The 6,783-nt window shown below is 47.6% G+C and carries 8 protein-coding genes; all 8 read right to left on the bottom strand.

Features of this window, described 5'->3' with window-relative positions; translation table 11 throughout:
* A partial coding sequence (locus QUA00_RS03810; RefSeq protein WP_333408722.1) for a chromosome partitioning protein ParA occupies positions 1 to 1,158 on the bottom strand: 1,158 nt, incomplete at its 3' end.
* Between the two features lie 309 nt (positions 1,159 to 1,467).
* The gene (prfA, locus tag QUA00_RS03805) at positions 1,468 to 2,562 is read right to left on the bottom strand and encodes a peptide chain release factor 1 (RefSeq protein ID WP_333408720.1); all 1,095 of its coding nucleotides are present in this window, start codon (positions 2,560 to 2,562) and stop codon (positions 1,468 to 1,470) included.
* 345 nt (positions 2,563 to 2,907) lie between these two features.
* Complete coding sequence (rpmE, locus tag QUA00_RS03800) at positions 2,908 to 3,216, bottom strand: 50S ribosomal protein L31 (protein WP_333142825.1); 309 nt, start codon at positions 3,214 to 3,216, stop codon at positions 2,908 to 2,910.
* Between the two features lie 212 nt (positions 3,217 to 3,428).
* Complete coding sequence (gene rpsI, locus QUA00_RS03795) at positions 3,429 to 3,842, bottom strand: 30S ribosomal protein S9 (RefSeq protein ID WP_194067224.1); 414 nt, start codon at positions 3,840 to 3,842, stop codon at positions 3,429 to 3,431.
* Positions 3,842 to 4,297, bottom strand: a complete 456-nt coding sequence (gene rplM / locus QUA00_RS03790; RefSeq protein ID WP_015178725.1) for a 50S ribosomal protein L13 — start codon at positions 4,295 to 4,297, stop codon at positions 3,842 to 3,844. Before rplM ends, rpsI begins: the two co-directional genes overlap by 1 nt.
* A 132-nt stretch (positions 4,298 to 4,429) precedes the next feature.
* Positions 4,430 to 5,272: a tRNA pseudouridine(38-40) synthase TruA gene (gene truA / locus QUA00_RS03785; RefSeq protein WP_190745434.1), complete on the bottom strand. Its 843-nt coding sequence runs from the start codon at positions 5,270 to 5,272 to the stop codon at positions 4,430 to 4,432.
* A gap of 29 nt (positions 5,273 to 5,301) precedes the next feature.
* Positions 5,302 to 5,652, bottom strand: a complete 351-nt coding sequence (gene rplQ, locus QUA00_RS03780) for a 50S ribosomal protein L17 (RefSeq protein WP_242719721.1) — start codon at positions 5,650 to 5,652, stop codon at positions 5,302 to 5,304.
* A 124-nt stretch (positions 5,653 to 5,776) separates the two neighbouring features.
* A complete protein-coding gene (locus QUA00_RS03775) occupies positions 5,777 to 6,721 on the bottom strand; it encodes a DNA-directed RNA polymerase subunit alpha (RefSeq protein WP_332958426.1) in 945 nt (314 codons plus the stop codon).
* Between the last annotated feature and the right edge of the window lie 62 nt (positions 6,722 to 6,783).

Below are 6,783 nucleotides of genomic sequence, written 5' to 3'. Positions count from 1 at the left end.
AGCCAGTTCGCTTTCATAAGATGCAATTTGATTTTCCAGTTCTCTCTTATTTTGCTCCTGTTCTTGCCGATAAGATTCCAGTTCAGCAACAACTCTCTCTCGCTGGTCAGCTAATTCGATAGTTTGCTGGTTTTTCTCTTCTAATTGCAGCTTAATCTGCTGCTTTGCTTCAGATTCTCGTTGAGACGTTTCTTGCAACTTTTGCCGTAGTAATTGCAATTCTTCTAAAGTTTGAGCAGTTTCTTGCTGTTGCTGTTCTTTAAGAGCCAGTTCGCTTTCATAAGATGCAATTTGATTTTCCAGTTCTCTCTTATTTTGCTCCTGTTCTTGCCGATAAGATTGCAGTTCAGCAAGACCTCTCTCTCGCTGGTCAATTAATTCGATAGTTTGCTGGTTTTTCTCTTCTAATTGCAGCTTAATCTGTTGAATTTCCCGCTGTAATTGTTCCCGTTGTTGCTGTGCATGGTGCTGCTCATTCCGTTTGGCAGATAAAACTACCTCAATAATTATCCACGCGCTCAAACCACTAACGAAAAATAAAGCGACTGTCAATGTGTAAAGAGTCCGGGAACCTGTTTTTTGAAATGGATTTTTAATCCAATTATTATAATCTTCAATAAATGTCGGCGGTACTCCCCGGACATAGTACACACGACCGATTATTTCTCCTGAGTTAACTCTACCAGTAGGGATGGGTTTACTATCACGAGGTTTAGCATATTGCCGCTCTGCTTGCAGCGGAGGTGGATTTTGTAGTAAGTCGTATGGATGATTTGACAAAGTTGCTAATGAAATTTCCTTTGTCCACTGCTGAGAAGATTTTGATTGATAAAGAATTTGCTCGGATAGGCAATCTTTGGTAGATATTTTGCAATCAGTAACAATCAGCCCAAATAATCCATAGTTGCTGTCTAAAGTTCGCTGCAATTCTCCTATGCTTCCTTGTAATAAGGTATAGGATAGTTTTCCTGGCAGAGTATGAGATAACATATTGAAATCAACTGTTTGCACACGAAAGATTGTGCCATGCCAATAGCTGTTATAATGTCCCCAGTTTTTCCAAGTCCCCAGACCAAAAGAAAACGTCGCGATCAGGGTAAATCGCCCCAAACTCTTAATCAGCGTAGTCGGGTTGATCCGGGGAAGTTTTTGCTTCATAATATGCTTCATAAGGTAAACAGCCAAATGAATCTGAGTGAGAATATATCTAATATAACTTCAGCTACATATTATTTGCGCGTTGGCAACAAGAGGCGATCGCAGCCATAAAAACCCGCCGAAACCAGCAAACCTTACAACCACTAGAAGAAGTTGTACAATACGACCTCGAACATTTCAACTATCCGATCGCGTAGGCGTAGCCAGCCGTAGGCATCGCCAACCAAATTTGGGACACCCTACTCAACCACATCTACCACCTCATCAGAGAACAAAGGCACACCCCAAGATGTGCCCCCCATCACTCCATCAATTAGTAGAAGCAGCCAACTCAGCCAAACGTTCCTGCTGATCCTGAGAAATGCAAGTTTGAATAATCCCCTCAATATCCCCTTCCAAAACACTATTGAGCGAGAAATTCTCCCCCAAACGGTGGTCGGTAGCCCGATTGTCCTTATAGTTGTACGTGCGAATCTTCTCCGATCGCGAACCAGTACCAACCTGAGCCAAACGCCGCGACTTCACCTCATCCTGCTGCTCCCGCAACTTCATCTCATAGAGCTTAGCCCGCAAAATCTGCATCGCCCGCTCCTTATTCTGCAACTGACTGCGCTCCTCAGTACAGAAAATCCGAATTCCCGTCGGCTTGTGAAACAAATCCGCAGCAGTTTCCACCTTGTTCACGTTTTGACCGCCAGCGCCGCCCGATCGAGCCGTACTCATCTCAATATCCTTCGGATCAATGTGAATCTCCACATCATCAACCTCCGGCATCACAGCCACCGTCGCCGTCGAAGTATGCACCCGGCCGCCAGCCTCAGTCACAGGCACTCGCTGCACCCGGTGTACTCCAGCCTCAAACTTCAGCTTGCTGTAAACGCTGTCGCCCGTAACTTCCAGAATCACCTCTTTAAAGCCGCCCATTTCCGCCAGCGACTCGCTCACCAACTTCACCTGCCAGCCTTGAGTTTGAGCGTAGCGCGAATACAGCCGCAGCAAATCTCCCGCCCAAATACTAGCCTCATCTCCGCCAGTACCCGCCCGAATTTCCAGCATAATATTCTTGTCATCGTTCGGGTCGCGGGGGAGCAGCAAAACCTTCAAACGACTTTCCAAATTCTCCAGCTTCGACTCAAGTTCCTGAACTTCCAGCCCAGCCATTTCTTGCATATCTCGATCGCCCGCAGCTTCCTTGAGAACCTGTCGCGTGTCCACCAAATCTTCCTGAGTCGTTTTCCACAGAGCAAAAGTATCGACCACTTCCTCCAAGGACGATCGAGCTTTTGCTACCCGTTGAAACTCTTGATTGTCCCTAGCGACATCCGGGTCAGCCATGCGGCGAGTCAACTCATTAAAAGTTTGCTCTACCGACTTCAATTTATCCAGCAAATAAGATTCAGCCATTGTCAGTTGTCCTTTGTCAATCGATTTTAGATTTTAGATTTTAGATTTTAGATTTTAGATTTGAAGAACAGTTGGAATAGAATCTCCATCGAACTCTACTGCCTGCTTAGCAAGTCTTCAATCTAAACTCTCCAATCCGAGGGCGGATCGATTTTAGATTTTAGATTTTAGATTTTAGATTTTAGAACTCAAGAGCAGTTAGGATAGAATGTCGATCGAACTCTACGCGATAGAACTCAACTGCCTGCATAGCGAAGTCTTCAATCTAAAATCTAAAATCCGAGGGCGGTAAGTTGCCAGTAGAAAGAACTACTCTCAACAAACTGCGGACAAATGACAATCCGGCTACTTCTTCTTTTTGCCTTTACCAGCAGCCTTAGAAGCATCTGCTTTCGGCTCTTCCATTTTCAGCGGCCCAGAGGAAGCATCTGCCTTCGGCATTTCTACCTCAGTCATGCCGTATTTCCGCATAAAGCGCTCCACACGACCTTCAGTATCAATAATCTTCTGAGTGCCAGTATAGAAAGGATGATTTCCCGACCAGACATCAACTTGAAGCTTTGGTCTTGTTGAACCCACAGTCATCACAAGTTCGCCGTTGCAATAAACCTGAGATTCGGGATACCACTCAGGGTGAATGCCTTCTTTTGCCATTGTTTTTTACTCTCTAATTTTTGACTTTACAACCATTTTAGCTGCCGCAGGACTTGTACACCAACAACAGCACGAATTTTGCCTTATATCTATTGCAACCAGGAATCAGGAATGGGAAATAAACTTCAAAAAAAGGCAGATATAATCTGGATAGATAATTTTTGCCTTTTCCTTCGTCCTTCTTCCTTCTTCCTTCTTCCTTCTTCCCTCGATTACCGCTTGGAGTATTGAGGAGCTTTGCGAGCTTTCCGCAAACCGTACTTTTTCCGTTCTTTGGCCCGCGGGTCGCGAGTCAAATAGCCCTCAGTCTTCAGAGGCTTGCGGTTGTCCGGGTCTAATTGACAAAGTGCTCTAGCGACACCCAAGCGAATCGAGTCAGCCTGACCTGTCAAGCCACCGCCTTCGACTTTTACCAAAATGTCGTACTCATTTTCCAGACCCAAAGTTTCCAGAGGGGCCTTAGCCAGAGCCAAATAAGTAGGGTTGAATTGCAGGTACAAATCCCCCTCTTTACCATTGACTGTCAGTATGCCAGTGCCGGGAACCAAACGCACCCGCGCTACGGAACACTTGCGACGGCCGGTACCCCAGTACACAGCGCGACCCGATGTATCTGTTGCTTGCATTACTCATTTCCTCCCGGAATCGTGTGAACAATTAATTCTTCTGGTTTTTGAGCTTGGTGCGGGTGGTTGGGGCCAGCGTACACCTTGAGTTTAGTAAACAGTTGTCTGCCCAGAGAAGTGTGAGGCAGCATTCCTCGTATAGCTTCTTCGACAATTCTTTCGGGCAAACGTGCTTGCAATTTGGCAAAAGTTTCTGTTTTCATGCCGCCCGGTCTTCCAGAATGGCGGCGGTAGATTTTCTGGGTGCGTTTTTTGCCAGTAACAGCGATTTTGTCCGCATTGATGACAATTACGAAGTCGCCGGTATCCATAGAAGGAGTGTAAGTCGGTTTGTGTTTCCCCCGGAGGTACATGGCAACTTCAGTTGCCAGACGGCCCAGTCGCTGGTCGGCGGCATCGACCACGTACCACTTGTGCTCTAGGGAGTCTTGAGTAGGGACGTAAGTTTTGTTCATTGTTTGTTGTTAGTTGTCTATTAACTGTTAACTGTCGTTAGTTGTCAGTTGTCAGTTGTCAGTTGTCAGTTTTTAATTGTTAGTTGTCCTTAGTTTTTTATTAGTAGTTACCTAATGACTAATGACTAATGACTAATGACTAATGACTAATTTTGGCTGGGTGTCGTACCAGACATCTGGGGGAAAGGGAAATTCTGAATAGCCAACCCGCAGCAGGCACAAACCTTGAGCGGGAGCGGCATATTTTACCATTTCTCGGCGTTCGTTGACCCAGATATCGGTGAAATTGTCGATCGGCCTTTCCCCGCGACCCACCTGCACCAGCAACCCCACCAGCAGCCGCATCATCCCGTACAGAAACCCGCTCGCCTGAACCTCAATATAGATAAGAGGCCCAGAACGCTGACACTCGGCCGCTTGCACGTCCACCCAGGAATGGGGGCGGGCAGAACCCGCGCGGTGGAAAGCAGCCAGGTGATGCCGCCCGATGAGCGGTGTCAATGCTGTCTGAATCAAAGATTCATCCACAGGGGCGTGATAGCAGTGCCAAGCAAAAGGACGCACAAACAAATTAGGGGTCGGGTCTGTATAAAGGGTGTAGCGATAGCGCCGCCAACTGGCTGAGAACCGAGCGTGCCAGGTAGGTTCCACCTTTGCCGAAGCTCGAATTAAAATATCTTTTGCCAGTCGAGAGTTGAGAACGCTTGCCCAGCGGTGAGCCGGAATTGGGCCGTGGGCATCAAAATGGGCTACTTGAGCAGCGGCGTGAACTCCCGCATCGGTTCTCCCAGCAGCGTGCAGCGTTACCGGGCGTTCCAGAACAGTCGATATTGCTGTTTCAATTTCTTCTTGTACTGTACGCTGGTTCGGCTGTCGCTGCCAACCGTGAAAGTTAGTGCCGAGGTATTGGATTACTAGAGCAACGCGCTGTATCGATTGGGGATTTTCGATTGGGGATTTTGGATTGTCAGTCATAAATCACAAATCTCCAACCCAAAATTGAATTAAACCAGTTCAACGATCGCCATTTCGGAATTGTCTCCTTGACGGGGGACTGTTCGTACTACGCGGGTGTAGCCCCCGTTGCGCGAGCCGTACCGTTCTTGTGCCGCCTCAAACAAGGCGTGTACTAACTGTTTATCGTAGATATAGCCCATAGCTTGGCGGCGAGCGGCCAAGGAGCCATCTTTGGCCAGGGTAATCATCCTGTCCGCCTCTGAGCGCAGCGCTTTGGCGCGGGCGAGAGTGGTAGTGATTTTACCGTGGCGGATTAATTCGGTGGTCAGCGAGCGCAGTAGGGCGCGGCGCTGGTCAGCCGGTTTGCTGAGTTGGGGAACGCGACAGCGGTGACGCATAGCAGTTGGTAATTGGTAATTGGTAATTGGGCGCCGGGATAGTCCGCGATCTAGGGGGGTGAATTCTTTAACTTAAAAACTCACCTACTTAAAATTCAGAACTTTTTTACCCGTTACCCGTTGATTAACTTTTAGCTGATTTTTCCTGTGGCAAGGTAATGCCCAAGCGTTTTTGTAAAGCTTCAATCACTTCTTCTGCGGACTTCTGCCCGAAGTTCTTGATCTCGAGCAAGTCTTCTTGGGTATAATCCAATAAGTCTGCGACTGAGTTGATCTGAGCCCGCTTGAGACAGTTGTAAGCCCGGACGGACAACTGCAATTCTTCGATCGGAATTTGGCTAGTAGGATCGGCTTCACCGGGATACTCTGGTTTGAGAGAATCTTGGGTGATGTCTTTGAGAGGTGCAAATAAATCTACCAGGATGTGGGCAGATTGACTCAAAGCTTCTTGAGGCGTCACGCTGCCATCAGTCCAGATTTCCATAATCAGCCGGTCTTTCTCGACCGTGCCACCTACCCTAGCATCTTCAACGCTGTAGTTGACTCTGCGAATCGGCATAAAGATGGCGTCAATTTGGAGAAAATCCAAAGCCGATCCATCATCGCGACTGCGGTCTACTGCTCGGTATCCGATGCCTTTTTCAATTCTGAATTCCATTTCCAGAACTGAGCCTGGGGAGAGAGTTGCAATGTACTGGGATCGATCGATCAATTCCACCTCTGAGGGCAAATCGAATCGATCGGCCGTTACTGTTACAGGCCCCTCAATCCGCAACCTGCCGATTTGCGGCTGCTGAGAATGAGTTTTGAGGACGACCTCTTTCATGTTCAGGAGAATTTCTAGAACATCCTCACGTACCCCTTCGATCGTGGCAAACTCGTGATTGACGCCCGCGATTCTGACTGAAGTTACTGCTGTTCCTTCCAAATTTGACAGCAGAACTCGCCGAAGCGCATTCCCAACAGTTGTTCCTTGACCGCGATCGAGCGGTTCCAGGACGAATTTTCCGTACTGACTCCGGTCTTTGTCAGTGTTAGACTCTATACATTCAATTTGAAACTGCGCCACGGAGTGACCTCCCTTTTCCACTGTGGATTTTTGATTTTTGATTTTAGATTGCAGAGCATACC

The organism is Microcoleus sp. T2B6, from assembly GCF_036700475.1.
Taxonomy (GTDB): domain Bacteria; phylum Cyanobacteriota; class Cyanobacteriia; order Cyanobacteriales; family Microcoleaceae; genus Microcoleus.
The sequence above is the reverse complement of the archived record's forward strand: the minus strand, read 5'-3'. Positions and strand labels throughout refer to the sequence as shown.